Origin of the sequence: Nocardioides donggukensis (assembly GCF_014842875.1) — a bacterium.
Classification (GTDB): domain Bacteria; phylum Actinomycetota; class Actinomycetes; order Propionibacteriales; family Nocardioidaceae; genus Nocardioides; species Nocardioides donggukensis.
On the sequence record NZ_JACYXZ010000002.1, the window covers coordinates 405,940 to 432,929 of the forward strand.

24 protein-coding genes are annotated in these 26,990 nt (G+C 73.3%); 11 read left to right on the plus strand and 13 right to left on the minus strand.

Features of this window, described 5'->3' with window-relative positions; translation table 11 throughout:
- Positions 1-8: 8 nt before the first annotated feature.
- Together IE331_RS08310 and dut are read right to left on the minus strand one after the other, a co-directional pair.
- Positions 9-707, minus strand: a complete 699-nt coding sequence (locus IE331_RS08310; protein ID WP_192142453.1) for a DUF3710 domain-containing protein — start codon at positions 705-707, stop codon at positions 9-11.
- Positions 704-1,183 (minus strand): dUTP diphosphatase, encoded by a 480-nt coding sequence (gene dut, locus IE331_RS08315; protein WP_192142455.1) that lies wholly within the window; start codon positions 1,181-1,183, stop codon positions 704-706. Before dut ends, IE331_RS08310 begins: the two co-directional genes overlap by 4 nt.
- Before the next feature lie 52 nt (positions 1,184-1,235).
- Here dut and IE331_RS08320 point away from each other — a divergent pair, with 52 nt between their 5' ends.
- Positions 1,236-1,685 (plus strand): DUF3093 domain-containing protein, encoded by a 450-nt coding sequence (locus tag IE331_RS08320; protein WP_201931452.1) that lies wholly within the window; start codon positions 1,236-1,238, stop codon positions 1,683-1,685.
- A gap of 35 nt (positions 1,686-1,720) precedes the next feature.
- A complete protein-coding gene (locus IE331_RS08325) occupies positions 1,721-2,038 on the plus strand; it encodes a DUF4235 domain-containing protein (protein ID WP_192142458.1) in 318 nt (105 codons plus the stop codon).
- Positions 2,039-2,045: 7 nt separating this feature from the next.
- Here IE331_RS08325 and IE331_RS08330 read toward each other — a convergent pair whose 3' ends face one another.
- The 3 genes from IE331_RS08330 to IE331_RS08340 form a co-directional block, all read right to left on the minus strand.
- The gene (locus IE331_RS08330) at positions 2,046-2,336 is read right to left on the minus strand and encodes a DUF4193 domain-containing protein (protein ID WP_192142459.1); all 291 of its coding nucleotides are present in this window, start codon (positions 2,334-2,336) and stop codon (positions 2,046-2,048) included.
- Positions 2,337-2,486: 150 nt separating this feature from the next.
- Positions 2,487-3,287 (minus strand): inositol monophosphatase family protein, encoded by an 801-nt coding sequence (locus tag IE331_RS08335; RefSeq protein WP_192142460.1) that lies wholly within the window; start codon positions 3,285-3,287, stop codon positions 2,487-2,489.
- The gene (locus IE331_RS08340) at positions 3,284-4,372 is read right to left on the minus strand and encodes a ferrochelatase (RefSeq protein WP_192142461.1); all 1,089 of its coding nucleotides are present in this window, start codon (positions 4,370-4,372) and stop codon (positions 3,284-3,286) included. Before IE331_RS08340 ends, IE331_RS08335 begins: the two co-directional genes overlap by 4 nt.
- A 44-nt stretch (positions 4,373-4,416) precedes the next feature.
- Between IE331_RS08340 and IE331_RS08345 the strand changes: the two genes are divergently transcribed.
- Positions 4,417-5,625: an MFS transporter gene (locus tag IE331_RS08345; protein ID WP_192142463.1), complete on the plus strand. Its 1,209-nt coding sequence runs from the start codon at positions 4,417-4,419 to the stop codon at positions 5,623-5,625.
- Entirely contained in the window at positions 5,622-6,947 is a 1,326-nt protein-coding gene (locus IE331_RS08350) for a D-arabinono-1,4-lactone oxidase (RefSeq protein WP_192142466.1), read from the plus strand. The genes IE331_RS08345 and IE331_RS08350 overlap by 4 nt, the downstream gene beginning before the upstream one ends.
- A gap of 21 nt (positions 6,948-6,968) precedes the next feature.
- On the opposite strand, the gene IE331_RS08355 is transcribed toward IE331_RS08350, so the two are convergent.
- The gene (locus IE331_RS08355) at positions 6,969-7,607 is read right to left on the minus strand and encodes a trimeric intracellular cation channel family protein (RefSeq protein ID WP_192142468.1); all 639 of its coding nucleotides are present in this window, start codon (positions 7,605-7,607) and stop codon (positions 6,969-6,971) included.
- A 97-nt stretch (positions 7,608-7,704) separates the two neighbouring features.
- Between IE331_RS08355 and sepH the strand changes: the two genes are divergently transcribed.
- Both sepH and IE331_RS08365 read left to right on the plus strand, forming a co-directional pair.
- Positions 7,705-8,739 (plus strand): septation protein SepH, encoded by a 1,035-nt coding sequence (sepH, locus tag IE331_RS08360; RefSeq protein WP_192142470.1) that lies wholly within the window; start codon positions 7,705-7,707, stop codon positions 8,737-8,739.
- Positions 8,740-8,824: 85 nt separating this feature from the next.
- Complete coding sequence (locus IE331_RS08365; protein WP_192142472.1) at positions 8,825-10,831, plus strand: SDR family oxidoreductase; 2,007 nt, start codon at positions 8,825-8,827, stop codon at positions 10,829-10,831.
- 8 nt (positions 10,832-10,839) lie between these two features.
- On the opposite strand, the gene IE331_RS08370 is transcribed toward IE331_RS08365, so the two are convergent.
- From IE331_RS08370 to IE331_RS08380, 3 genes are read right to left on the minus strand one after another with little or no spacing between them, the layout of a single operon-like run.
- Positions 10,840-11,994 (minus strand): NAD(P)-binding domain-containing protein, encoded by a 1,155-nt coding sequence (locus tag IE331_RS08370; protein WP_201931454.1) that lies wholly within the window; start codon positions 11,992-11,994, stop codon positions 10,840-10,842.
- 28 nt (positions 11,995-12,022) lie between these two features.
- Complete coding sequence (locus IE331_RS08375; RefSeq protein ID WP_192142474.1) at positions 12,023-12,904, minus strand: sulfurtransferase; 882 nt, start codon at positions 12,902-12,904, stop codon at positions 12,023-12,025.
- Positions 12,901-13,911 (minus strand): aldo/keto reductase family protein, encoded by a 1,011-nt coding sequence (locus tag IE331_RS08380; protein WP_192142476.1) that lies wholly within the window; start codon positions 13,909-13,911, stop codon positions 12,901-12,903. Before IE331_RS08380 ends, IE331_RS08375 begins: the two co-directional genes overlap by 4 nt.
- A gap of 62 nt (positions 13,912-13,973) precedes the next feature.
- On the opposite strand from IE331_RS08380, the gene IE331_RS08385 reads away from it, so the two are divergent.
- Positions 13,974-14,630: a thymidine kinase gene (locus tag IE331_RS08385; RefSeq protein WP_192142478.1), complete on the plus strand. Its 657-nt coding sequence runs from the start codon at positions 13,974-13,976 to the stop codon at positions 14,628-14,630.
- A 2-nt stretch (positions 14,631-14,632) separates the two neighbouring features.
- On the opposite strand, the gene IE331_RS08390 is transcribed toward IE331_RS08385, so the two are convergent.
- Genes IE331_RS08390 through IE331_RS08400 form a run of 3 tightly spaced genes read right to left on the minus strand, consistent with a single transcriptional unit; the run spans position 14,633 to position 19,072 of the window.
- Positions 14,633-15,748 carry an alkaline phosphatase family protein gene (locus IE331_RS08390; RefSeq protein WP_192142480.1) on the minus strand — a complete coding sequence of 372 codons (1,116 nt, stop codon included), beginning with the start codon at positions 15,746-15,748 and terminating at the stop codon, positions 14,633-14,635.
- On the minus strand, positions 15,745-16,344 hold the full coding sequence (locus tag IE331_RS08395; RefSeq protein ID WP_192142482.1) for a DUF5998 family protein: 600 nt from the start codon (positions 16,342-16,344) through the stop codon (positions 15,745-15,747). The genes IE331_RS08390 and IE331_RS08395 overlap by 4 nt, the downstream gene beginning before the upstream one ends.
- Positions 16,345-16,366: 22 nt before the next feature.
- The gene (locus IE331_RS08400; protein WP_201931456.1) at positions 16,367-19,072 is read right to left on the minus strand and encodes a bifunctional acetate--CoA ligase family protein/GNAT family N-acetyltransferase; all 2,706 of its coding nucleotides are present in this window, start codon (positions 19,070-19,072) and stop codon (positions 16,367-16,369) included.
- A gap of 90 nt (positions 19,073-19,162) precedes the next feature.
- Here IE331_RS08400 and IE331_RS08405 point away from each other — a divergent pair, with 90 nt between their 5' ends.
- The 4 genes from IE331_RS08405 to IE331_RS08420 all read left to right on the plus strand — a co-directional run bounded on the left by IE331_RS08405 (position 19,163) and on the right by IE331_RS08420 (position 24,846).
- Complete coding sequence (locus tag IE331_RS08405) at positions 19,163-21,688, plus strand: DNA gyrase/topoisomerase IV subunit A (protein ID WP_192142484.1); 2,526 nt, start codon at positions 19,163-19,165, stop codon at positions 21,686-21,688.
- A gap of 4 nt (positions 21,689-21,692) precedes the next feature.
- On the plus strand, positions 21,693-22,385 hold the full coding sequence (locus tag IE331_RS08410) for an LppX_LprAFG lipoprotein (RefSeq protein ID WP_192142491.1): 693 nt from the start codon (positions 21,693-21,695) through the stop codon (positions 22,383-22,385).
- The gene (locus tag IE331_RS08415) at positions 22,382-24,100 is read left to right on the plus strand and encodes an MFS transporter (protein WP_201931458.1); all 1,719 of its coding nucleotides are present in this window, start codon (positions 22,382-22,384) and stop codon (positions 24,098-24,100) included. Before IE331_RS08410 ends, IE331_RS08415 begins: the two co-directional genes overlap by 4 nt.
- Positions 24,101-24,351: 251 nt before the next feature.
- Positions 24,352-24,846: a beta-class carbonic anhydrase gene (locus IE331_RS08420; RefSeq protein WP_201931460.1), complete on the plus strand. Its 495-nt coding sequence runs from the start codon at positions 24,352-24,354 to the stop codon at positions 24,844-24,846.
- 9 nt (positions 24,847-24,855) lie between these two features.
- Here the strand turns inward: IE331_RS08420 and IE331_RS08425 are convergent, their stop codons facing one another.
- Entirely contained in the window at positions 24,856-26,979 is a 2,124-nt protein-coding gene (locus tag IE331_RS08425) for a DNA gyrase/topoisomerase IV subunit B (protein WP_192143163.1), read from the minus strand.
- Between the last annotated feature and the right edge of the window lie 11 nt (positions 26,980-26,990).

Consider the following 26,990-nt stretch of genomic DNA (forward strand, 5'->3'; position numbering starts at 1 on the left):
CCTCCAGCCTAGGTCGAGATCCGACGGGCCTGGGGCGGAAGCGTGATCGGAAGCGGGTCGCCGGGCGCCATCGCCTCCTGGCCGCGGCGCACCACGACCGAGGCGACCGCGTCCTCCCAGAGGCCGGCCGCCTCCGGCTCGACCGCCGGCTTGCCGAGATAGGTGGCCCGCAGGAACCAGCGGGGCCCGTTGACGCCGGCCACCCGCGTGGGCTGGGTGGCGCTGCCGCCCTCGGGCGTCTTGACCGTCATCAGGCAGGCCAGCTCCGGACCGTGCCGGCCCTCGCGCTCGGTGGCGGTGCCGCCCTGTCGTGAGGTCTCGGCCGCCATCTGCCGTCGGACGTCGGACCACAGGTCGCCGTTGCGGGGCGCGGCGAACGCGCGCAGCTCGACCGCGCCCTCGGCCGAGGCGATCAGCACGCTCTGCACCGTGCCCGAGGACTCGTCGACCTGCAGCCGCAGCTCCAGGCCCTCGGACGGCGAGATCAGCAGGCCGCCGAGGTCGACCCGCTCGACGGGGTCGTTCTCCAGGTCCACCTCCGCGACGTCGTAGGGGCCGGCCGCCGCGGCGGCAGGCGCCGCGTCGGCGGCCCCGCCCGTTCCGCCGGCGTCGGTCGGCTCACCGGCGTCGGCCGGCTCACCGGTGTCGGCCGGGCCGGTCGACTCGGGCTCGGCCGGGGCCTGCTGGGACTTGCGTCCGAACTTCACTGCGCACTCCTCTGGGGTTCGGCGGCCGAGAAGCCGCCGGTCGAACCGTAGCCACCGGTGCCGCGCGCGGAGTCCACCAGCCGGTCGGTGACCTGGAACTCCGCCCGCTCGACGCGCTGGACCACCAGCTGGGCGATCCGGTCCCCCCGGTGCAGGGTGACCGGCTCGTCCCGGTCGAGGTTGATCAGCAGCACGGTGACCTCGCCGCGGTAGCCGGCGTCGACGGTGCCGGGGGCGTTGACGATGGACAGGCCGTGCCGCGCCGCCAGGCCGGAACGGGGGTGGACCAGCCCGACGTAGCCCTCGGGCAGGGCCAGGGCGATCCCGGTGGGGACCATCCGTCGCTCCCCGGGCAGCAGCGTCACCTCGACGGAGGTCCGCAGGTCCGCACCCGCGTCACCGGGGTGGGCGTAGGAGGGCAGCGGCAGGTCCGGGTCCAGCCGGACCAGGGGCACCGGAACCGTCGAGTCGGGCATGTCGACGACCCTACCTGCGGCGGTCTCCGAGCCTGGTGTCAGGCTTGGCACCGTGGACTACGTCGAACGCCTGACCGTGCCGCTGCGCTGGTGGGTGCAGGGCACGATGATGGTGGCCAGCCTGTGGCTGGCGGTCGCGGTCGCCCTGCCGGCCGCCGCGGCGACCGTCGTCACCGCCGTCGCCGCCGCCGTGGTCGGCGCCGGGTTCGTCGCCTACGGCCGGGCCCGGATCGTGGTGGCCGACGGGGAGCTCCGGGCGGGACCGGCGCGGATCCCGGTCGGACTGCTCGGTCCGGCCGTGGCCCTCGACGCCGAGCAGACCCGCCGGGCCGCCGGTGTCGAGGCCGACGCCCGGGCCTACCTGCTGCTGCGGCCCTACCTCAAGCGGTCGGTGCGGGTCCCCGTCGAGGACCCCGCCGACCCCGCGCCGTACTGGCTCCTGGCCACCCGTCACCCCGAGCGGCTCGCGGCGGCGCTCACCTCGGTGGTGACCGGGGGCTAGGGTGGTGCGGTACCCAACCCCGTAGGAGGCTCTCGATGGCATCCGGCTCCAAGGTCTGGTCCGTCTTCTCGCTCGGCGCCGCCCTCGGCAGCGCCGCCATCGCCAAGAAGGCGCTGAACACCTCGTGGCGGGCGGCGACCGGCAAGAACCCGCCGGCCAACCCCGCGGACCCCGACGTGGAGATCTGGGAGGCCGTCGCGTGGGCCGCCGCGAGCGGCACCCTCATCGCGATCGCGCGGATGCTGGCCACCCGGCGCGCCGCGAACTACTACGCGAAGTCGACGGGGCACCTGCCCCCGGACCTCCAGCGGGACGGCCAGAGCGCCGCCCTCGCGGACGCGCCCACCAGCTGACCCAGGCTCAGATGCAGTCCTTGCAGATGAGCTTCTTCTCGTCGGCGAGCTGGCTGCGGTGGTGCACCAGGAAGCAGCTCATGCACGTGAACTCGTCCTCCTGACGCGGCTTCACCTCGACCGCGAGCTCCTCGTGCGACAGGTCGGCCCCGGGCAGCTCGAACGACTCGGCGGCCTCGGTCTCGTCCTCGTCGACCTTCCCGGAGTTCTTGTCGTGGCGGCGCGCCTTGAGCTCCTCGATGCTCTCCTCGCTCTGGTCCTCTTCGGTCTTGCGAGGTGCGTCGTAATCGGTCGCCATCAGGTTCTCCAGTCCCTCTCCTCCGCGAAATCGCGGCCAGTCGTGTGCTCACCCGCGTGCCCGTCCCGGCGCCAGATTGTGCACCAAAGGCAGCGCGTGTGCACGCGCATTAGACACGACGTGTCGCCAGCAACGACGAGCGGGGGTGGACTATTCCCCGGCGGGTCGGGCGAGGAACCCGCATTCGGTCACGAGCGTCCGGAACTCGGTGAATCCGTGCCCGGGAGCGCACAGCAGAGCCGTCTTCCCGCCGCGCCCCACGGACAGCTCGGTCCGGGCCCCGGCCTCGCGCGCGACCAGGCCCCCGGCGGCGTGGTCCCACGGTGAGACGCCCTCCTCGACGTAGGCGTCGGCACTGCCCTCGGCCACGTGGCACAGGTCCAGCGCGCACGATCCCAGGCGGCGGATGTCGCGCACCTGCGGGAGGAGCCGGGCCACCGCGGCCGCCTGGACCTCCCGGACGTGAGCCTCGTAGTTGAACCCGGTCAGCACCAGACGCTCCGAGGTGGGTGCCGGGGCGCGGACCCCGAGCCGGGTGCCGTCCCGCCAGGCACCGCCGCACCGGGTGGCGTGGTACTCGACACCGGAGGCGACGTCGACCACCACCCCGGCCACCGCCGCGCCGTCCCGCTCGGCGGCGATGCTCACGGCGTACTGCGGGATCCCGTAGAGGAAGTTGACCGTGCCGTCGATCGGGTCGACGACCCACGTGACGCCGGAGGTGCCGACCAGCTCCTCGCCCTCCTCCCCCAGGAAGCCGTCGCCCGGTCGGGCGGCGAGCACCCGCTCGCGGATCAGCTCCTCGCAGGCCCGGTCCGCCTCGGTGACCACGTCGACCGGGCTGGACTTGGTCGCGGCCACGGTGACGCCGGCGGCCCGCCGCGCCCGCACCAGGGCGGCCGCCTCCCCCGCCACGGTCCGAGCCAGGTCCAGGAGCTCGGCGTCGCTCACGCGTCCGACCCCGCGAGGGCCGGACGATCGCCGCGCGGGTTCGGGCAGCAGCCGGCCGGGCACACGTCCCAGCTCGCGGGCAGGCTCCCCTCGACCGCGCGCGCCACGTCCTCGCCGCGCTCGACCGCGGCGCGCTCCAGCAGCAGGTCGCGCACCACCCGCACGAAGCGGGGGTCGACGCCGGCCGTGGCGGCCCGGACGAAGCGCATGCCGAGCCGCTCCGCGGTGGCCGCGGCCTCGGTGTCGAGGTCGTAGACCACCTCCATGTGGTCGGAGACGAAGCCGATCGGCACCACCACCACCGGCGGGCGACCGGCCTCCGCGCGCGCCTCGAGGTGGTCGTTGACGTCCGGCTCCAGCCAGGGCACCTGCGGTGGCCCCGACCGCGAGCAGAACACCAGCTCGTGCCGGTGCCGGTGGCCGGTCTCGAGACGGACCCGCTCGACGATCTCCTCGGCCAGGCTGCGGTGCTGCGCGACGTACGCGCCGCCCTCGGGGCCGCTGGCGTCGTTCATGGCGGTCGGGATCGAGTGCGTCACGAAGACCAGGTCCGCGGTCTCCCGGCCCCCCTCGCCCAGGTCGGCCAGCGCCGCCAGGGTGGCGTCGACCATCGCGTCCACGAAGCCCGGGTGGTTGAAGTAGTGCCGCAGCTTGTCCAGCCGCGGGGCACCGTCCAGGCCGCCGACCGCGTCGGCGAGGTTCTCTCGGTACTGCCGGCAGCCGCTGTACGACGAGTACGCCGAGGTGACGAAGCAGGCGGCCCGCTCGATGCCGTCCGCGGTCATCTGCTTCAGGACGTCGGCGAGGTAGGGATCCCAGTTCCGGTTGCCCCAGTAGACAGGCAGGTCGACCCCGTTGCTGGCCAGGTCCTCGCGCAGGGCGGCCAGGAAGGCGCGGTTCTGGTCGTTGATCGGCGAGCGGCCACCGAAGTCGAAGTAGTGCCGGCCGACCTCCTCGAGGCGCTCCTTGGGGATCCCCCGCCCGCGGGTGACGTTCTCCAGGAACGGGACCACGTCGTCCGGCTTCTCGGGGCCCCCGAAGGAGACCAGGAGCACGGCGTCGTAGGGGCGCGGGTCCGGATGCATGTCCCCATCCTAGGAACGCCGGCCGGAGGGGGTAGAACTGGTGCGTGTTCTCGACCTACCGCCGTGTGCTCACGGTCCCCGGCGCCTGGCCGTTCAGCCTGGCCGGCTTCGTCGGTCGGCTGCCCATCTCCATGGTCGGCCTGGGCATCGTGCTGCTGGTCTCGGAGCGGTCCGGGTCCTACGCGCTCGCCGGGACCGTCGCCTCGGCGTACCTGCTGGCGAACGCGGCGTTCGCGATCCTGCACGGCCGCCTGGTCGATCGGTACGGCCAGTGGCCGGTGCTCCCGGCCGCCCAGACCGTGTTCACGGTCGCGCTGGCCCTGATGATCTGGGCCGTCGAGGTGGGCGCACCGTCCCTGGCCGTCCACGCCCTGGCCGCCGTGGCCGGCGGCTCCTTCCCACAGGTCGGGTCGTGCGTGCGGGCCCGGTGGTCGCACGTCCTGGACGACGCCACCTCGGTGCAGACCGCCTACGCCTTCGAGGGCGTGGTCGACGAGGCGCTCTTCGTGCTCGGCCCGACGCTGGTCACGTTCCTGGCCACGAGCTGGCACCCCGTGGCCGGCCTGGTGACCGCGCTCGCCTGCGGGTTCCTCGGCACGATGGCACTCTCCCTCCAGCGGGGCACCGAGCCGCCCGCGCACCGGCGGCGGCGCGGGGACGGGCCGCGGGCCCCGTTGCCGTGGCGGACCGTGGCGCCGCTCGCGGTGGTCTGCCTCTCCCTGGGCATCGTGTTCGGCGCGACCGAGGTGGTGACGGTGGCGTTCACCGAGGAGCGCGGCGCCAAGCAGCTGGCCGGCCCGCTGCTCGGCCTGTGGGCCGTGGGCAGCCTGGTCGCCGGCCTGGTCACCGGCGCCGTCGCCTGGCGACGCGGCCCGGAGGTCCGGGTCCGGTGGGGCATCCTCGCGCTGGCGCTGACCATGCTGCCCCTCTACCTCGTCGACTCGCTGGCGGTCATGGCGCTCCTGCTGCTGCTCGGCGGGGTCGCCATCTCGCCGACCCTCATCGCCACCCTCTCCACCATGGAGCGAGTGGTGCCGCCGGCCCGGCTCACCGAGGGCATGGCGATCCTGCACACCGGGATGGCGATCGGTGTCGCCCCCGGCGCGGCGCTGGCCGGCATCGTCATCGATGCCCGGGGCGCCTCGCCCGCCTACCTCGTGGCGGCCGCCGCCGGGCTGCTCGGCGCCGCCGCGGTGTGGGCGGCCCGGATCCCCGCGACCGAGCCGCGCCACGTCGTGGCGACCCGAGCATGAGCCCGCACCCGCCCGGCACCGGGCCCGCCTGGCGCAACTGGTCCGGCACCGCCGCCTCCGCGCCGCGCGCGGTGCGGACCCCGACCGGGACCGCCGACGTGGTGGCCGCGGTGCGCGCCGCGGCGGAGCGGGGCGGGACAGTGAAGATGGTCGGCACCGGTCACAGCTTCACCGCGATCTCGGCGCCGGAGGACCTCATGCTCCGGCCCGACCGGCTCTCCGGCGTGGTCGACGTCGACCGGTCGGCGATGACCGTGACCGCCCTGGCCGGCACCCCGCTGCACCGGTTCAACGCCGACCTGGAGCGGCTCGGGCTCAGCCTGCACAACATGGGCGACATCGCCGAGCAGACCCTGGCCGGGGCCACCAGCACCGGCACCCACGGCACCGGGGGCGTCGCGGCGTCGCTGTCCGCCCAGGTGTCCGGGCTGGAGCTGGTGACCGGGGACGGCACCGTGCTCTGGGCGGACCGGGACACCGAGCCGGAGGTGTTCGCCGCGGCCCGCCTCGGCCTGGGTGCGCTCGGCATCCTCACCCGGCTCCGGTTCGACGTCGAGCCGCTCGGGGTCCTCGAGGCCCACGAGCGCCCGATGCGCTGGGCCGACGCGCTGGCGGCGTACGACGACCTCACCGCCGGCCACCACCACACCGACCTGTACTGGTTCCCGCATACCGACGCCGTGCTCGTGAAGACCGACGACCGGCTCGACCTCGAGCCGGGCGAGGCCGAGCCACTCGGCCGGCTGCGGCGCTGGGTCGACGACGAGCTGGTGGCCAACACCGCGTTCGGCGCCCTCAACGCCGTCGGCAACCGGGCGCCGGGGCTGGTCCCGCGCTTCAACCGGTTGGCGGGTCGCCTGCTCTCGGAGCGGCGCTACAGCGACGTGCCGCACCGGGTCTTCACGTCCCCGCGGCGGGTCCGGTTCAAGGAGATGGAGTACGCCGTGCCCCGGGCGGACGGCCTGGCCGTCCTGGCCGAGGTCCGGCGTCTCGTCGAGCGCAACGACTGGCGGATCGGGTTCCCGGTGGAGGTCCGGCACACCCCCGCCGACGACCTCGTGCTGGGGACGTCGTCGGGCCGGGAGTCGATGTACCTCGCCTTCCACGTCAACGCCGCCGCCGATCACCGGGACTACTTCGGCCAGGTCGAGAGGGTCCTGGTCGCCGCCGGTGGCCGGCCGCACTGGGGCAAGCTGCACAGCCGCACCGCGAGCGACCTGGCCGCGGCGTACCCGCGCTGGGCGGAGTTCGCCTCGGTGCGCGACCGGCTGGACCCGCAGCGGGTCTTCGACAACGACCACCTGCGCCGGGTCCTCGGCTGAGCGTCTGGCGACCTGAGCGAACTAGACCGAGGCCGGTCCCCGCGGCATCGGCGCCTGCCAGTTCCGCACGATCGCGAGCAGCCGCCAGCCCAGGCACAGGAGCCCGCCGCACAGCGCGGTCAGCCAGAGGGGCTGGTCGAGGGTGTGCAGCACGGCGGCGACCGTCGCCCCGGCCAGCGCCGGGGTGGCGTACAGGGTGCCGCGGAAGATCACCGGGACCCGGCCGGCCAGCAGGTCCCGGAGCACGCCGCCGCCGATCCCGGTCGCCATCCCCATCAGCGCCGCCGGCGCCGGCCCGAGCCCGTACTCCACCGCCTTCACCGCGCCGGTGACGCAGAACAGCGCCAGCCCGAAGGCGTCGAACACGTTGACCGCCGGCTCGAGGCGCCCGACCCGGGGGTGCTGGGCGAACGTCAGCAGCCCGGCCGCCGTCGGCACCAGCAGGTAGCGCCAGTCGGTGAGGGCGGCCGGCGGCGTGGCGTCGATCAGCACGTCGCGGAGGAACCCGCCGCCCAGTCCGGTCGTGCCGGCCAGCACGAGCACGCCGAAGAGGTCCAGGCCCTTGCGCACCGCCACCAGCGCGCCCGAGATCGCGAACACGAAGATCCCCAGCAGGTCCAGGACCACCAGGATCGACACGGAGGACCCGGACGACAGCATGGCGGGGAGGCTACCGGCTCCGAAGGCGCGCCGTTCGCGGTGCACCCCGGCCCGCCGAGGCTGACGTAGGCTCGACCACACACCGGAGAGGCACGAGATGACGGGACCGACAGGGATGCTGCACCTCACGCTCGCAGGGCTGAGCGATGACGGCAAGCGGCTCCTGCTGGTCAACGACGCGGGTGAGAGCTTCACCCTCGACATCGACGCCCGGCTCCGTGCCGCGCTGCGCGGCGAGCATGCACGCCTCGGCCAGTTGGAGATTCAGATGGAAAGCACGCTGCGCCCCCGCGACATCCAGGCCCGGATCCGCTCCGGGGAGTGTCCCGAGGCGGTCGCGGAGGCGGCCCAGACGACGGTCGACCGGATCCTCCCCTACGCCAACCCGGTGCTGGCCGAGCGGGCCCACGTGGCGCAGCGCGCCCAGCGCTCCTCGGTCCGCCGCCGGTCCACCGGCGACTCCGGCGTCCGCACCCTCGGCGATGCGGTGGCCGCGCAGCTGGGCGGCCACAACATCTCCGCCGACGTCGTGTCCTGGGATGCCTGGCGGCGCGAGGACGGCCGGTGGACGCTGCGCGCCGGGTACGCCACCGGGCCCAGGACCGGGACCGCGACGTTCACCTACGACGCCCCCGGCAACTACGTCACCACCGACGACGACGACGCCCGCTGGCTGGTCGGGGACGCGGTGGAGGAGGCGCCGCCCCGGGAGCAGCGGGACGAGCTCAGGCGGGTCCGGCAGCGGCGGCTCAGCGCGGTGCCGGAGGACGAGCTGCCGCTCGGCGACGACGCGATCGAGCTCGCCAACGACGCCCCACCGGACCCGGATGCCGCCACCGTCGACCTCAGCGAGGCGGCCGCGCGGGTGCGCGAGGACGCGGGTCACGCGCCCGACGACGCCGAGGACGCCGGGCTCTCTCCGACCCCCGAGCCGTTGGCCGACGAGCCGGCGCACCGGCACGAGCCGACCACACCCACCGCTCCCGCCGCCTCCGCCGATGACGCCGCCGACGCCGACCCGGAGCCCGAGCAGGAGGCCGAGCCGGCGCCGACGAAGCGGGCCCGGAAGAAGGGTCGCGCCTCGGTGCCGAGCTGGGACGAGATCATGTTCGGCGGCGGCCGCTCCGACTGAACGGACTGACAGGACACCGGGCCCGGGCGGACCCGCCGGTCGGGACCTGTGTCGCAACCCGACCCGGTCGCACTAGTCTCCGGGCATGTCCTACTTCGTCACCGGTGCCACCGGCTTCATCGGCCGCTTTCTGGTCAGCGAGCTGCTCGACCACCGCGAGGGTGAGATCTACGTCCTGGTCCGCCAGGGCTCGCTCGCCCGCATGGAGCGGCTGGTCCAGCGCTGGGGCAGCGATCGGGTGATCCCGGTCGTCGGCGACCTGGGCGCGCAGAGCCTGGGCGTCGACCCGGAGTGGCTCGCGGGCCACCGAGGGTCGATCGACCACTTCTTCCACCTGGCCGCGATCTACGACATGACCGCGGACGACGCCACCAACGACGCCATGAACGTCGACGGCACCCGGCACGCGATCGGGCTGGCCGAGGCCCTGGAGGCCGGGTGCTTCCACCAGGTCTCCTCGGTCGCGGCCGCCGGCGAGTACGACGGCGTCTTCGACGAGACCATGTTCGACCAGGGCCAGCACCTGCCCTCGCCGTACCACCGCACGAAGTTCGAGTCCGAGCGGATCGTCCGGGAGGAGTGCGGGGTGCCGTGGCGGGTGTACCGACCCGCGATCGTGGTCGGTGACTCCGAGACCGGCACGATGGACAAGGTCGACGGGCCCTACTACTTCTTCCCGGTGCTCAAGCGGCTGCGCGACTCCCTGCCGTCGTGGCTGCCGCTCGTCGGGCTCGACCTCGGCGACACCAACGTGGTGCCGGTCGACTACGTCGCGAAGGCGATGGACCACCTCGCCCACGCGCCGGGCCGGGACGGCGAGGCCTTCCACCTCGTCAACCCCGAGCCGCAGTCCGTGGTCGAGATGATCAACGCGTTCTGCGCCGCGGCCGGTGCCCCGCAGTTCGCGACCCCCATCGACCGGCGGGTGACCTCCGCGCCGTTCGGCCTGGTCCCGCGCGGGTTGCGGCCGGGCGGGCTGGTCGCGAAGGCGATCGCCTCGGCGCCCGCCCAGCTCGCCCTCGGCCAGACCGTGGGCCGGGCCGGCATCCCGCCGGAGGTGCTCGCGCACACGGGCTTCGTGCCGCGCTTCGACTCCCAGCGCACCGAGCAGGCCCTGGCCGGCTCCGGCATCGCGGTCCCGGTCCTCGAGTCCTACGCCCGGATCCTCTGGAACTACTGGGAGGAGAACCTCGACCAGGCGACCGCGCGCGACGCCGCCGCCCGCAAGGCCCTCGAGGGCCGGTACGTCGTGATCACCGGCGCCTCGTCGGGCATCGGTCAGGTGACCGCCCTCAAGGTCTCCCAGGCCGGGGGGATCCCGGTGCTGGTGGCCCGGGGCAAGGACAAGCTGGAGGACCTGAGGCTCACGATCGAGATGCGTGGCGGTCAGGCGCACGTCTTCCCGTGCGATCTCTCGGACCTCGCCGCGATCGACACCCTGTGCGAGCGGCTCACCGCCGAGCTGCCCTCGATCGACTACCTCGTGAACAACGCGGGCCGCTCGATCCGGCGCTCGCTGAAGCTCAGCCAGGACCGGTTCCACGACTTCGAGCGGACCATGCAGCTGAACTACTTCGGCGCGATCCGCCTGATGCTCGGTCTGATGCCGCGGATGCGCGAGCAGAGGCGCACGCACATCGTGAACATCAGCTCGATCGGGGTGCAGACGAGCCCGCCGCGGTTCTCGGCGTACGTCGCCTCGAAGGCCGCGCTGGACGCGTGGAGCAACGTGGTCTCCTCAGAGGTCGTCGGCGACGGCGTCACCTTCACCACCGTGCACATGCCCCTGGTCGCGACGCCGATGATCGCCCCGACCAAGCTCTACGACAAGTTCCCCACGATCTCGCCGGCGCAGGCGGCCGACGTGGTGCTCAAGGCGATGATCGAGCGGCCGCACGAGCTGAACACCCTGCTGGGCAACGCCGGCGCGGTGGCGCACACGGTCGCCCCCAAGGCGGCGTTCCGGGTGCTGAACATGGCCTACCACGTCTTCCCGGACTCCGCCGCCGCCCGCGGCCCCGAGACCGGCACTGGCAAGCGCGAGAGCGAGCAGGTGCTGCTGGCCAAGCTGTTCAAGGGCATCCACTGGTGAGCTGAGGCTCACGCCGAGAGCGTCGTCCCCGTACCGTCGGCCCCGTCTGCCTGGTCGGTCCCGTGCGCCTCGTCGAGCCCGGCCAGGAACCGACGGACCGCGATCGCGGCCTGCCGGCCGGCCCGGTTGGCGCCGATCGTCGACGCGGAGGGTCCGTAGCCCACCAGTTGGAGCCGGGGGTCGGCCCGCACCGTGGTGCCGTCCATCGCGATCCCGCCGCCGGCACCGCGCAGGCGGAGCGGCGCGAGGTGGCCGACCTCGGGCCGGAAGCCGGTCGCCCAGACGATGACGTCGACCCGCTCGCGCCGGCCGTCGGCCCACACCACCCCGTCGGGCACGATCCGGTCGAACAGCGGCAGGCGCTCGAACGCGCCCGCACGGGCCGCGTCCTGCTCCTGCTCCCGCAGCGAGAGTCCGGTGACGCTGACGACGCTGCCCGGCGGCCGGCCGGCCCGCACCCGGTCGGCGACCAGCGCCACCGCCGCCCGTCCGTCCGCGGCACCGAAGCCGCCCGCCCGCCACAGCGGTGGGCGGCGGGTGACCCACAGCGTGTCGGCGGTGGTGCCGATCTCCCCGAGGATCTGCACCGCGGAGGTGCCCCCGCCGACGACGAGGACCCGGCGACCGGCGAACCGCTCCGGCCCGTCGTAGCCGGAGCTGTGCATCTGCTCGCCGAGGAAGTCCCCGGCCCCCGGGACCGCGGGGACGAACGGACGGCTCCAGGTGCCGGCGGCGCTGACCAGGGTCCGGGTGAGCAGTGCGCGGCCGTCCCCGGTGACCACCCGCAGCAGGCCGCCCTCGGACTCCTCGACCCTGCTGACCCGGACCGGTCGCAGGACCGGGAGCGCGAACCGCTCCTCGTAGTCGGCGAAGTACGCCGGGATCGCCTCCCGGGCGGGGGTGGCCGGGTCGAGGGCCGGCAGGGCCAGGTCGGGGAGCTGGGCGACGCCGTGCACGTCGGCCATCCGCATGCTGCGCGGGCGGTGCTGCCAGGCGCCGCCCGGGGAGCTCTCCGCGTCGAGGACGACGTGCCGGACCGCCCGCCTGGCCAGGTGCCGGGAGGTCGACAGGCCGGCCTGCCCGGCGCCCACGACCACGGTCGGCCACGGCTCGTCGGTCGAGCTGATCGAGCTGGTCGGGCCATTCGGGGTGACGGGGTGCACGACCCGCACAACACCCGGACCGTCGCGACTATGCCCCGCCCGGGGAGTCGCCGCGCGCCACCGGCCGGGTGGGGTCGCTGATCCAACCGCTCCACGAGCCCGGGTAGAGGGCGGCCCGGATGCCGGCCACCTCGAGTGCCAGCACCAGGTGCGCGGCCGTGACGCCGGAGCCGCAGTACGCCGCGACCTCCTTCCCGGAGGTGCCCGCCTGCTCGGCCAGCCGCCGGATCTCCTGGGCGGGGCGCAGCGTGCCGTCCTCGGCGAGCGTCGCGGTGGCCGGCAGGTTGACCGCACCCGGGATGTGCCCGGGCACCGGGTCGACCGGCTCGGTCTCGCCGCGGAACCGCTCGGGAGCCCGGGCGTCGAGCAACCTCCCGCCCTCGGCGACGGCCGGCACGCCCTCCGCGTCGACCACCGGCATCCGGCCGGGGCGCGCGGTGAAACCCCCTGCCGGGGCTGCGTCGGGGTCGGCTCCCGTCTCGACCGCGCCGCCGGCCCGCTGCCAGGCCGGCCAGCCGCCGTCGAGGAGTCGGACGTCGTCGTGGCCGTGGTGCCGGAGCAGCCACCACGCCCTCGCGGCCGCCAGGCCCGACCAGTCGTCGTACACGACGACCGGCCGGTGGTCCTCGACCCCGGCCGCCCGCATCGCGGCCTGGAAGGTCTCCGGATCCGGCAGCGGGTGCCGGCCGCCGGCCCCAGCCCCGCCACCGGCCCCGTGACCGGAGCCGGCCAGCGCCGACTCGAGGTCGACGTACCGGGCTCCCGGCACGTGGCCGCGGGCGAACTCCTCCGGGCCGGCCGGTCCGCCCAGCCGCCACCGCACGTCGAGGACGGTGGGGGCCGAGGAGTCGGTGCCGTCACCGAGCTCGGCGACCAGGTCGGCGGCCCCGACGAGCGGGCCGCTGCTCACGACGGGCGGGTTGTGGGGGCGTTCTCGGCGGTCTTGCCGGTGTCCCTGACCGGGAGGTCGCCGAGGACCTCGTCGATCCTGGTCATCGCCTCCTCGGGGATCCGCACGCCCGCCGCCGCGACGTTCTCAGCCACCTGCTCGGGCCGGGAGGCACCGACGAGGGCGGCGGCGACGTTGTCGTTCTGCAGCACCCAGGCCACGGCCAGCTGCGCCATGGTCAGGTCGAGCGACTCGGCGACCGGCTTCAGGTCCTGGACCCGGGTCAGCACGTCGTCGTCCATGAACCGCTTGATCATGTCCGCGCCGCCCTTCTCGTCGGTGGCGCGGGACCCGGCCGGTGGGGCCTGGCCGGGCAGGTACTTGCCCGAGAGCACGCCCTGGGCGATCGGCGACCAGACGATCTGCGAGAGGCCGAGCTCGGCACAGGTCGGGACCACCTCGTCCTCGATCACGCGCCAGAGCATGGAGTACTGCGGCTGGCTGGAGATCAGTGGGAACCCGAGCTCGCGGGCCATCGCGGCACCGGCCCGGATCTGGTCCGCGGTCCACTCGCTGACCCCGATGTAGTGCGCCTTCCCGGAGCGGACCACGTCGGCGAAGGCCTGCATGGTCTCCTCCAGCGGCGTCTCGGTGTCGTAGCGGTGCGCCTGGTAGAGGTCGACGTAGTCGGTGCCGAGCCGGGTCAGGGACCCGTTGATCGACTCCATGATGTGCTTGCGCGACAGCCCGCTGTCGTTGTGGCCCCGGGGTCCGGTGGGCCAGTAGACCTTCGTGAAGATCTCGAGGGACTCCCGCCGCTCGCCGCGCAGCGCCTCCCCGAGGACGGTCTCGGCCTGGGTGTTGGCGTAGGCGTCGGCGGTGTCGTAGGTGGTGATCCCGGCGTCCAGGGCGGCACGGACGCACTGCGTCGCGACGTCGTTCTCGACCTGCGACCCGTGGGTCAGCCAGTTGCCGTAGGTGATCTCCGAGATCTTGAGCCCGCTGTGCCCGAGGTACCTGAATTCCATGGGCCCGACGCTACCGGGGTGCTCCACGGGACCCTGCCCGCCCCATGACAGGATCCCGTCCCGTGGCTGAACTTCACTTCTTCACCGGCACGATGGACTCGGGCAAGAGCACGCTGGCGCTGCAGACCAACCACAACCACGCGGCCCGCGGCCGGGTCGGCCGGATCTTCACCACCCACGACCGGGCCGGCACCGCCACCCTCTCCTCCCGGCTGGGCCTGACCCACGAGGCCATCGAGGTGCCGGACGGGTTCGACTTCTGGAAGTACGTCGTGGACTCGCTGACCCAGGGCGGGCGGATCGACTACCTGATCTGCGACGAGGCCCAGTTCTACTCCGCCGCGCAGATCGACCAGCTCGCCAAGGTCGTCGACGAGCTGCAGATCGACGTCTTCGCCTTCGGCATCCTCACCGACTTCCGCTCCTCGCTCTTCCCGGGCAGTGCCCGGCTGGTGGAGCTGGCGGACCGGATGAACGTGCTGCAGGTGGAGGCCCTGTGCTGGTGCGGGAAGCGGGCCACCCACAACGCCCGGACCGAGAACGGCGTGATGGTCACCGACGGCGACGTGGTCGTGGTCGGCGACGTCGCCGAGGAGGCCGACCCGGAGCCGGCCAGGGTCGCCTACGAGGTGCTGTGCCGTCAGCACCACCGGCGGCGGCTGACCGCCGAGCGCGCCAAGGCCGTGTCGCTGGCGCCGGAGCCGCTGCCCTTCGGCTGAGCTCAGTCGAGCAGGATCGGGATCCGCATCTCGTCGGCCGTCAGGGACCCGTGCAGCCCGATCAGCCGCCCCTCGTAGGGGAAGTCCCGTGTGGAGAGCACGGCGTGGTCGTCGTGGCAGGCCACCACGACGTCGCCGATCCGGGGGCGCACCGCGGGGGCCAGGGAGCCGAACCAGCCACGCTCGGCGGCCTGGTCGCGGGTGAGCACGGTCGCACGGTCGCCCAGCACCTGCCGCCAGGTCGCGGCCACGTCGTCGATGGCACCCAGCCGGCAGTACAGGTGCCGGAACCGGGCCTCCCCGCCGAGGAGCGAGACCCCGTGCCGCAGGTCCGGCTCGTCGTCCACGTCGATCCGCGACTCCGGAGGGCTGTCGACCATGCCGTGGTCGGCCACCACCAGCATCCGCACCGCGGCCGGCAGCGACTCGCGCATCTGCTCGGCCTCGGCGTCGATCATCGCCAGCTGCTGCAGCCAGGCGGCCGAGGCCACGCCGTACCGGTGCCCGGTCCAGTCGAGGTCGCCGTCGTAGACGTAGGTCAGGGACGGTCGCTGCGCCACCGCCCGCTCGACGGCCGCGATCCGCTCCCCCACCTTGTCCGCGCCGACGAACGCGGCGCCGCGGTGCCCGGCCCGGGTGAGCCCGGAGTCGGCGAACTCGCGCTTGTTGACGGCCGTCACGTGGACGCCGGCCGCCGCGAGGGCGTCGAACGCCGTCGGGTGCGGCTGCCACTCCCGGGGGTCGACGTCCTTGTCCCACCACAGGTGGTTGAGCAGCTGGTCGGTGCCGGGGATCCGGGCGGTGAAGCCGACCAGGCCGTGCTGCCCCGGGTCGAGGCCGGTGCCGAGCGAGGTGAGGGAGGTCGCGGTCGTGGACGGCACACCCGAGGTGCCCGCGGAGCCGGCCAGCGAGGAGAGGTACGGCGCGGCGTGGGCGTAGCGGGCCAGCAGCTCGTGGCCGAGACCGTCGACCAGGAACACGACGTACGCCGGGGCCTCGGGCAGCACCAGGCCCGAGCCGGAGGTCGGGTGGTCGGATCCCAGGGCGCGCGCCACCGCCGGCACCACGTCGCCGAGCGAGCGGTCACCGTAGGCCGGCTCGACGAAGCTGGCCGTCATCTCGGGGCGGCGCCCTGGGTGGCGGCCGACAGCTCCTCGGCGAACCCGAGCAGCGAGCCCACCGCGTCGTCACCCTCCGCCGCGGCCGAGACCCGGATCGAGAAGTCGTCGGAGGCGATCATGCCGGTGTAGCCGTGGTCGGCCTCGCAGTCGGCGTCGGCGCAGCCGGCCGGCTCGAGGTCGATCCGGCCGACGCCGCCCCAGCCGACCGTGAGCACCGCCTCGGCCGGGGGCTGGGGACCGGAGGTCGGGTTGGCCACCATCCGGGTCACCACGACCGAGCGGACCGCGGACAGGGCGATCGCCTCGCTGGAGGTGGAGGTGTAGGGGTGCGGCAGCAGGTCGTCCCCGGCGTGCTCGTCGGTGTGGGTGAGGATCAGCCGACTCGGCGTCAGCACCACCACCGTGATGTGTCGGCGCACCTCGTCGAGCTCGATGGTCGGCTCGTGGTGGACGTACCACGACACCACGTGCTCCCCCGCCACCGCCGTGGACACCCCGTCGGTCACCACCTCGGGGTAGTAGCCGGTCCGCTCGATGGCCGCCCGGAGGGCACCGGCCACGTCGGAGGATCCGGTCAGTCCACGGTTGCGCATGCGGTCAGTCTCGCACGCGGGATCAGGGGTCCGGCATCGTGTCGCCGGGGTGCTTGTTGAGCCGGCGCACGAACCAGTCCGAGCGGGGGTCGTCGACGGGCTCCACGCATCCCGAGGCGGTCAGCACGGTGGCCGAGCTCTTGCCCGCCAGCACCAGGGAGAGGTCGACCTCCCGCAGCTGGGGGAAGTCGTTCTTGAGCCGCGAGACCAGCAGGATCAGCTCCTCGACCCGGTCCACGTCGACGACCTCGCTGCCGCGGTAGCCGAACAGCATGGGCGAGCTCTTGATCTCGCGGGTCATCGCGCGGGCGTCGTGCTCGGTGAGTGGCGGGATCCGGTAGGCGCGATCCCCGAGCAGGTCGGTGAGCGGACCGCCGATGCCGAAGGAGACCACCGGTCCGAAGAGCGGGTCCTCGAGCGCGCCGACCGCGACCGGCACGCCCGGAGGCGCGTTGCGCTGCACCACGAAGCCGGCGGTGGCGGGGTCGTCGATGAGCGCCGAGAGGGTCTCCCAGGCGTCCCTCATCTCGGCCTCGTTGTCGATGTTGCGCCACACGTGCGCCTGGTCCGGGCGGTGCCGCAGGTGCTCGGCGGTCGCCTTGAGGACGACGTTCCAGCCCAGGTCCGAGCCGACCGCGACGGCGGTCTCGACGTCGTCCACCGAGCGCTCGGCCCACAGGTCGATGCCGTAGGCCGTGAGCAGCGCGTGCAGCTCCTCGAAGGCCAGGTCCCGGCCTCCCGGGGCGTCCATCAGCACGCCGTTGATGATCCTCTTGGCGGCCAGCGTGTCCACCTCCACCGGCTCGGCGGTCCCGGCGTCCGGGGTCCGCAGCCACACGGCGTACTCCACGACCCGGGCGAGGGCCCGGACGGCGGCCTCCACGGCCGGGTAGGAGGGGACCGAGCCCCGGCCGGCGGTGGAGCCGGCCACGTCGGGGACCCGCAGCAGCTCCGGCACCCCCTCGGCCCCCAGGAACGTCGAGACGAGCGGCTTGTCGGACTGCTCCCCCACGGCCGCCAGCACGTTGGCGACCTCCTCGCCGGTCACGTTCAGCGGCGGGATGTAGACCGCCACCACCGAGTCCACCTCGGGGTCGTCGATCGCCCGGTCGAGGGCGTCCTCGAAGTCCTCGGCCGTCGCCTCGGCACCCAGCGGCACCGAGGTCGAGACCACCAGCCCCACCGCGGCCGCGGCGTCGGCCGCGAGCAGCCCCAGCGCGTCGGAGTTGCCCACGACCGCCACCCGCCGGCCGCGTGGCAGGGGCTGGTGGGCGAGCAGCTGCGCGACGTCGAACATCTCCTCGAGGGTGTCCACCTGGATCACCCCGGCCTGACGGAACATCGCGTCGACGGCGTGCTGGGGCGCGGAGAGGGTCCGGACCGCGTGCCCCATGGGGACGCCCTGGGTGGTGCGCCCGGACCGGACCGCGACGATCGGCTTGCGCCGGGAGACCCGGCGGGCGATGCGGGAGAACTTCCGCGGGTTGCCGATCGACTCCAGGTAGAGCAGGACCACCTCGGTCGAGGCGTCCTCCTCCCAGTACTGCAGCAGGTCGTTGCCGGACACGTCGGCCCGGTTGCCGGCGCTGACGAACGTCGAGAGGCCCAGGCCCCGGTTGTTGACCTTCTCCAGGATGGCCGAGCCGAGCGCGCCGGACTGGCAGAAGAAGCCGGCCCGGCCCCGCGCCGGCATCAACGGGGACAGCGAGGCGTTGAGGGAGACGTCGGGGTCGGTGTTGATCACGCCGAGGCAGTTCGGGCCGATCAGCCGCAGGCCGTACGAGCGGGCCAGTCCCACCAGCCGTCGCTGACGGCGGCGCCCCTCCTCGCCGGTCTCGGCGAAGCCGGAGGAGATGACGACCAGCCCGTGGACGCCCTTGGCGGCGCAGTCCAGCACGACGTCCTGGACCGAGCTGGCCGGCACCGCCACGATCGCGACGTCGACCTGGTCGGGGATGTCGTTGACCGACTCGTAGGCCGGCAGCCCTGAGACCGCCTCCGAGGAGGGGTTCACGGCGTAGACGCGGCCCGTGTAGTCGCCCATGACCAGGTTCCGGACCAGCGCCTGGCCGATCGTGTCCTGGCGCCGGCTGGCGCCGATCACCGCCACCGACCGGGCGTTGAAGAAGTTCGAGATCGAGACCGACTCGGCCCGGTGCTCGCGGTGCTCCATGACCCCCATCGCGGTCACGTTGGGGTCGATCGGGAACTCCAGGCTCATCACGCCGTCCTCGAAGCCCCCGGCCACGTGGTAGCCGGCGTCCTTGAACGTGGTGATCATCCGGCGGTTGTCGGGCAGCACGTCCGCGACGAACTTCTCGATGCCCTGCTCGCGACCGGCCTGGGCCAGGTGCTCGAGCAGGATCTGGGCCACGCCCCGGCCGTGGTGCCGGTCCTCGACCAGGAAGGCGATCTCGGCCTCCCCCGCGCCCACCACGTCGTAGCGGCCGACCCCGATCATCTGGTCGGCGACCAGCATCACGAACGCCACCCGGTTGGCGTGGTCGACCTGGGTGAACCGGGCCACGTCGCGCTCCGAGAGGTTCGGCATCGGCGAGAAGAAGCGGTAGTACTTCGACTGGTCGGACACCCGGCCGTAGAACGTCACCAGCCGCTCCGCGTCGTCGGGCCGGATCGGCCGCACGTGGGCGGCGCGGCCGTCGAGCAGCAGCACGTCGGCCTCCCAGTGCCTGGGGGGCGTGCGGATCTCGCTGCCGGAGGTGCTCACCCCCGAAATCTAGCGGTCCGGCGGTGGAGCGTGTGCCGCCACCGGCGTGCCCGTCGTCGAAGCCCGGCCGGCATTGGGGAGAATGCGCCCATGGCCCGTCGTACCTCCCAGCCTCCCCTGCCCGAAGACTTCGAGGAGCACATCCTCGACATCGACGTCGGCGACGAGATGCGCGCCTCCTTCCTGGAGTACGCCTACTCGGTGATCTACTCCCGGGCGCTGCCCGACGCCCGGGACGGCCTCAAGCCCGTCCAGCGCCGGATCCTGCACACGATGAACGACATGGGGCTGCGCCCGGACCGGGGCCACGTGAAGAGCGCCCGGGTGGTCGGCGAGGTCATGGGCCGGCTGCACCCGCACGGCGACAGCGCGATCTACGACGCCCTGGTGCGGATGGCGCAGCCCTGGTCGATGCGGCTCCCGTTCGTCGACGGGCACGGGAACTTCGGCTCCCCGGACGACTCCCCGGCCGCGATGCGCTACACCGAGTGTCGGATGGCGCCGCCCGCGGTGGCGATGACCGCCTCCATCGACGAGGACACAGTCGACTTCAAGCCGAACTACGACAGCCGCGAGGTCGAGCCGTCGGTGCTGCCGGCCGCGATCCCGAACCTCATCGTCAACGGCACCACCGGCATCGCGGTCGGCATGGCCACCAACATCGCGCCGCACAACCTGGTCGAGGTGGTCCAGGCACTGCGGCACCTGATCAAGCACCCCCGGGCGGGCGTCGACGACCTGATGCGGTTCATCCCCGGCCCGGACCTGCCCACCGGCGGCAAGATCGTCGGCCTGGACGGCATCCGCGACGCCTACGAGACCGGTCGGGGCAGCTTCCGGATGCGGGCCACGGCCCGGGTCGAGAACGTCACCCCCCGCCGCAAGGGCATCGTCGTCACCGAGCTGCCGTACGGCGTGGGCACCGAGAAGGTGGTCGAGCGGATCAAGACCCTCGTCCAGGCCAAGAAGCTGCAGGGGATCTCCGACGTCAAGGACCTCACCGACCGGGAGAAGGGCCTGCGCCTGGTGATCGAGGTCAAGAACGGGATCCACCCCGAGGCCCTGCTCGAGCAGCTGTACAAGCAGACCCCGCTCGAGGACTCGTTCGGCATCAACACCGTCGCCCTGGTCGACGGCCAGCCGCGGACGCTGGGCCTGAAGGAGCTGCTCGAGGTGTTCCTGGGGCACCGGCTCGACGTCGTCCGGCGTCGCTCGGTGTTCCGCCGCGGCAAGGCCGCGGACCGGCTGCACCTCGTCGACGGGCTGCTGGTCGCGATCCTCGACATCGACGAGGTGATCCAGGTGATCCGCTCCTCCGACAACGCGGGCGCCGCCAAGGAGCGGCTGATGGGGATCTTCGACCTGACCGAGGTGCAGACCGACTACATCCTCGACATGCCGCTGCGTCGGCTGACGAGGTTCAGCCGCATCGAGCTGGAGAAGGAGGCCGAGGAGCTGCGCCGCACCATCGAGGAGCTGGACGCGATCCTCGCCGACGAGGCGATGCTGCGGAAGGTGGTCTCCGACGAGCTCGCCGAGGTGGCCCGGACCTACGGCACCCCGCGCCGTACGGTGCTGCTGGAGTCCGCGGGCACCCAGGTGACCGCGGCGGCGCCGCTCGAGGTCGCCGACGACCCGTGCTTCGTGTACCTCTCCTCCAGCGGGCTGCTCGCCCGCAGCAGCGACGCCGAGCCGCCCGGCGCGGGCGAGGCCCGGGCCAAGCACGACGTCGTGGTCTCGGCGGTGCGCAGCACGGCGCGGGGCGACATCGGGGTGCTGACCAGCCGTGGCCGGGTGCTGCGGCTGGGTGTCATCGACCTGCCGGCGCTTCCGGCCACGGCCAACGACCCGCACCTGGCCGGCGCCCTGCCGCTGAGCGAGTTCCTGGCCCTGGGCCCCGGCGAGCGGGCCCTGGCGCTCACGTCGCTGGGCACCGACGGCCCCGGCCTGGCGCTCGGCACCCGGCAGGGCGTGGTGAAGCGGGTCAACCCCGACGTGCCCAGCCGGGACGAGTGGGAGGTGGTCACGCTCAAGGACGGCGACGAGGTCGTGGGCGCCGTCGAGCTGGCCAGCGGCACCGAGCAGCTGTGCTTCATCACCACCGAGGGCCAGCTGCTGCACTTCGGCGCCGACCAGGTCCGTCCCCAGGGGCGGTCCGGTGGCGGCATCGCCGGGGTCCGGCTCGGCGCCGGCGCCGGCGTGGTCTGGTTCGGAGCCTTCGAACCCGACGCACCCGACGGGGCCGTGGTGGTCACCGTGTCGGGCAGCTCCACCGCGCTGCCCGGCACCGAGTCCGGTGCGGTGAAGGTCACGCCGTTCACCGAGTACCCCACCAAGGGTCGCGGCACCGGCGGCGTGCGCTGCCACCGCTTCCTGCGCGGCGAGGACACGCTGGTCCTCGGGTGGGCCGGGCCCGCGCCCGCCCGGGCCGCCGCGGCCAGCGGCGCCCCCGTGGAGCTGCCGCCGGCCACCGGCCGCCGGGACGGCTCGGGGACCCCGGCCCCGCAGCCGATCGTCGCCTGCGCCGGTCCCGTGGCGCACCAGGTGGCCGGCGTCGCCGGGCCTGGGGGGTCGGCCGAAGGGCCGCTCGACCCGACCAGCCGTGTGGGAGGCTGACCGCATGCGGATCCGACTCCTTCCCGCCGCCCTGCTGGCGCTCGCCCTGACCACCGCCGGGTGCACCGGCAGCGACGGCGCCACCAGCGAGCAGGAGGACCCGCAGGAGGCGATGGAGCTCGCCAAGACCACCCTCGACGAGACCTCCGGCGTCCAGCTCCGCCTGTCCACCGCCGACCTCCCGAACAGCGTCCAGGGAGTCAGCAGCGCCGAGGGGGTGGGCATCCACCCGCCTGCCTTCGAGGGCACGATCACCGCGTCCATCTCCGGGGTGACCGCGGACGTCGACGTCGTGGCCACCGACGGCAAGGTCTGGATCAAGTTCCTCAGCCCGACCTTCCAGGAGGCCGACCCGGCCGACTACGGAGCCCCCGACCCGGCCGTGCTGATGGCCACCGAGGGCGGCTTCTCCGACCTGCTGGTCTCCACCGAGGACCTGGCCAAGGGCGAGGAGGTCCGCGGCGGCACGAACAACGAGGAGATCCTCACCGAGTACACCGGCACCCTGCCCGCCGAGCTGGTCTCGGTGGTGATCCCCTCGGCCACCGGCGACTTCGACGCGACGTACACGATCACCTCCGAGGGCGAGCTGCGGCAGGCCGTGCTGACCGGGGAGTTCTACCCCGGTGCCGGGGACGTCACCTACACCCTCGACGTCGACGACTACGGCACGGAGCAGGAAATCTCCGCACCGTGACCTCGACCCCGGGGGTGCGCGGCGCGACGCGGGCGCTGCTGACGCTGGCAGCCGTGGCGGTCGCGTTCGCCGCCGCCGACACCTACGTCGTGGTGCTGGCGCTGCCCGAGCTGATGGGCTCGGTCGGGATCCCGGTCACCGAGCTGCAGCGCGCCGCCCCGATCGTGTCCGGGTTCCTGCTCGGCTACGTCGCGATGCTGCCCCTGATCGGGCGGATCGCGGACCTGCGCGGCCGGGTGCCGGTGCTGGTCGCCTCGCTGCTGGTGTTCGCCATCGGCTCCCTGATCACCGCACTCGCCTACGACCTGCCGTCGATGGTCACCGGCCGCTTCCTGCAGGGCGTCGGCGGCGGCGGCCTGGTGCCGGCGACTCTGGCGCTGGTGGCCGACCTCTACCCGGTCGAGCGGCGCGGGGTCCCGCTCGGCATCGTCTCGGCCGTCCAGGAGCTGGGAAGCGTGATCGGGCCGCTGTTCGGCGCGGCGGTGCTGGCGCTGGCCGACTGGCGCGCGATCTTCGCGATCAACCTGGCCGTCGGGCTGGTGCTGGCCGCGGCGATCCACCAGCTGGCCCCCGCGCCGGACGAGCCCCCGCCGGGGCGCTCCCGGGGCCGCCCGGACTGGCTCGGCCTCGCCGCCGCGCTCGTGCTGCTGGTCGCCGCGACGACGACGATGGTGCGCCCCGGCGTACTGCAGCGGGACCTGACGTGGGGCCAGCTCTTCGTGCCGTACGTCGGCGACGGTCGCTGGCTGACCCCGATCGGGGTGACCGCGATCGGTGCCGGGCTGGTGCTGCTGCTGCGCAGCCTGTTCGCCCGGAGACCGCTGGTGGACCTGCGCAGCTGGCTCGCCCACCTGCGCGAGGCGGACCTCGTCGGCGCGCTGCTGCTGGCGGCCGCTCTCGGCGGGATCATCCTGGCCTTCGCGACCGCCGACGCCGAGGTGCAGGTGTTCTCCCCGCAGGGGCCGTGGTACCTGCTCGGCTCGGCGATCGCCGCGGCCGGCTTCGCCTGGCACCTGCGGCACTCCCCCGCCCCGCTCGTGCCGCGCGGCTCGGTCTCCGCCGTGCCGGCCTGGGGGTCGCTGGTCGTCAGCTTCTTCGTGGGCTCCGCCCTGATCGCGGCCCTGATCGACATCCCGATCTACGCCCGCACCACGACGTACCGGGAGTCGCAGCTGCTCGCGGCGCTGGTGCTGGTCCGGTTCCTGGTCGCGCTGCCGGTCGGCGCCGTCGTCGGCGGCTACCTCACCCGCACCGTGCCCGCCGGGGTGATCACGGCGGCCGGCATGCTCGGCTCCGCGGTCGGCTTCACGTTCATGGCCCAGTGGGACGCGACCGCGCTGGAGAGCTGGACCGCGAACGGCCCGCTGCTCCTGTGCGGCTTCGGCTTCGGCCTGGCCCTCGCCCCCGTCAACGCGGCGCTGCTGGCCAGCACCGCCGACGCCGTGCACGGGGTCGCCGCCGCCCTGGTCGTCGTCGCCCGGATGATCGGGATGCTGGTCGGGATCTCCGCCCTCACCACGATCGGGCTGCGCCGCTTCTACGCCGCCCAGGCCGAGGGGCTCACCGGCACCGAGGCGGCCATCGTCCAGGAGCACGCCGTCTTCCTCGGCGCCGCGGTCTGCGCGGTGATCGCCGCGGTGCTCGCGCTGGTCCTCTTCCGGACCGCGCACACCCGCGGGCTCGCCCCCGCCGACCTGCTCCGCGCCGCCGGCTGACCGGAGCTCCCCGCACGCGGGCGCCGAACGGCCGCAATTGCGCCCGTATGACATGTTTTCGCGCCGATTCCATGTCACACGCCCGCAATTGCGGCCGTCTGACACATCCGCCGAGCCCGACCCATGCCGAACCGCCGCAATTGCGGCCGATTGACACATTTCTCGGCCGATTCCATGTCAGACGGCCGCAATTGCGGCCGTTCGGCGGACGGGCTGGGCGCCGCCGACCCGAGCGCGCTAGATTTCTGCCCGTGGCTGACTTCGACGACCTGCTCGCCGCCAACCGGCGCTTCGCGGACGACTTCGACCTGGGTGGCTTCGACGGCGTCGCGCACGCCGGGGTGGCGATCGTGACCTGCATGGACTCGCGCATCGACCCGCTCCGGATGCTCGGGCTCGAGCACGGCGACGCCAAGATCTTCCGCAACCCCGGCGGCCGGGTCACCGAGGCGGCGCTCGAGGCGCTGGTGCTCGGGGTGCACCTGCTCGGCGTGAAGCGGATCCTGGTCGTCCCGCACACCCGCTGCGCGATGGCCGCCAGCACCGAGGTGGAGCTGCGCGAGAAGGTCGGCGCCTCGGCCGGTCAGGACGCGTCCTGGCAGCGCTTCCACGTGGTCGAGGACCAGCGGGCCTCGCTGGAGGACGACGTGCGCAAGGTGCAGGCGCACCCACTCATCCCGGACAGCATCGGCATCGGCGGCTTTCTGTACGACGTCGACACCGGGCTCATCGACCGCCTGGTCTGAGCCGACTCCTCAGGCGTCGAGCGCCTCGACGTCGACCTCGTAGGCCCCCTGGACGATGAACTCCTTGCGCGGCGCCACCTCCGAGCCCATCAGCAGCTCGAACACCTTCGAGGCGACGTCGGCGTCGTCCACGGTGATCCGGCGCAGCGTCCGCTGGCGCGGGTCCATCGTGGTCTCCGCGAGCTGGTCGGCGTCCATCTCGCCCAGACCCTTGTAGCGCTGCACCGGGTCCTTCCAGCGCACCCCCCGCTTCTTCAGGTCCGCGAGCGTGCGCTGCAGCTCGTCGTCGGAGTAGGTGTAGAGGTACTTGTCCATGCCCTTCTTCGGGTTCGAGACCTCGATCCGGTGCAGCGGCGGCACCGCCGAGAAGACCCGGCCCTCGGTGATCAGCTCGGGCATGTACTTGAAGAACAGCGTCGCCAGCAGGCAGCGGATGTGGGCGCCGTCGGAGTCGGCGTCGGCCATGAAGATGATCCGCCCGTAGCGTGCCGCCTCCAGCTCGAACGTCCGCCCCGAGCCGGCGCCGACGACCTGGATGATCGAGGCGCACTCGGCGTTCTTCAGCATGTCGCCGACCGATGCCTTCTGCACGTTGAGGATCTTGCCGCGGATCGGCAGCAGCGCCTGGAACTCCGAGTTGCGGGCCAGCTTGGCGGTGCCGAGGGCCGAGTCCCCCTCCACGATGAACAGCTCGGAGCGCTCGACGTCGTTGGAGCGGCAGTCGGCGAGCTTGGCCGGCAGCGCCGAGGACTCGAGCGCGTTCTTCCGCCGCTGGGTCTCCTTGTGCTGGCGAGCGGCGATCCGGGTCTTGGAGGCCCCGACGACCTTCTCCATGACCAGCTTGGCCTGCGCCTTCTCCGCGCGCTTGGTGGAGGTGAGGAATTTCTTGAGCTCCGCGGTCACCACCTTGCGTACGACGGTGCGCGCGGCCGGGGTGCCGAGGATCTCCTTGGTCTGGCCCTCGAACTGGGGCTCGGCCAGCCGCACCGTGACCACCGAGGTCATGCCCTCGAGCACGTCGTCCTTGATGACGTCGGCGTCGTTGACCTTGAGCGCCTTGGTCTGGCGCATCACGTCGTTGAAGGTCTTGGTGACCGCCTGCTCGAAGCCGCTGACGTGCGTGCCGCCCTTGGGGGTGGCGATCACGTTGACGTAGGAGCGCATCTCGGTCTCGTAGCCGGTCCCCCACCGCAGCGCCACGTCGACGGTCAGCTCGCGCTCGACCTCCTGCGGCGTCATGTGACCGGCGTCGTCGAGGAGCGGCACGGTCTCGGTGAAGGTGTCCATGCCCTGGAGCCGGACGATGTCGGTGACCGGCTCGTCGCGCGCCAGGAAGTCGGCGTACTCGGCGATGCCACCGTCGTGGCGGAACTTCTCCTCGACCGGCTCCGGCCCGCGCAGGTCGCGGACGACCAGCTCGAGGCCGGGGACGATGAACGAGGTCTGCCGGGCGCGGGTGATCAGCTCGTCGTAGACGAAGGTCGCGTCGCGGGTGAAGATCTGCCGGTCCGGCCAGAACCGGACCCGGGTGCCGCTCCGGCCCTTCGTCACCCGCTTGCCCTTGCGGGTCAGGCCGGACCTCGCCGTGAAGCCGGACCCGGGGCCCTCCTCGGCGAACACCCCGGGCACACCCCGCTGGAACGACATCCCCTGCTGGGCCGGCGAGCGGTCCACGTCGACGTCCAACCGGGACGACAGCGCGTTGACGACCGAGGCGCCGACGCCGTGCAGACCACCGGTGGCCACGTAGGACCCGCCGCCGAACTTGCCGCCGGCGTGCAGCTTCGTGAAGATCACCTCGACGCCGGGGAGCCCGGTCTTGGGCTCCTTGTCGACCGGGATCCCGCGCCCGTCGTCGACCACCTCGACCGAGTCGTCGGGGTGCAGCGTGACCTCGATCCGCTGGGCGGCACCGGCCAGCGCCTCGTCGACGCCGTTGTCGATGATCTCCCACACGCAGTGCATGAGACCGCGGGTGTCGGTCGACCCGATGTACATGCCGGGCCGCTTGCGGACCGCCTCGAGCCCCTCGAGGACGAGGAGGTGAGCGGCGTTGTAGGTGTTGTCGATCGTGCTGTCCTTCGTCGGGTGCGGGTACGGATGACGGGAGGGTGCGGATCCACCGCACGGGATGAATCTACCCG